The following is a 234-nucleotide window of genomic DNA, read 5'->3' on the forward strand; positions in this document are numbered from 1 at the left end:
GGAGCCGTAGGCCGAGCCCAGCGTTCCCTTCACCCCCGTGCCGGCCACGTTGCTGTAGACACGCGTCCCGACGGGCATGTCGACGTCGATCCCGTGGTGGATGCCGCCCCGGTTCGAGCAGACCGCCACGCGCGGATAGTACGGCGCCCGGGTGCACCCGAAGGGGATCATCAGGCGGTGGCTCCCTTCGAACCCCGGACTGTCGTAGCAGGTGCGGTCGGTGGTCCAGAACCG

General features: G+C 69.7%; 1 protein-coding gene. It reads right to left on the reverse strand.

Translation table 11 applies throughout. The annotated features are described in order from the left end of the window. Window positions 1-234, reverse strand: a 234-nt coding sequence (locus N8L90_RS09485; protein WP_261025233.1) for a hypothetical protein, incomplete at both ends; no start/stop codon positions are given.

Source organism: Streptococcus mitis (assembly GCF_946190115.1).
Taxonomy (GTDB): Bacteria; Bacillota; Bacilli; order Lactobacillales; family Streptococcaceae; genus Streptococcus; species Streptococcus mitis_CO.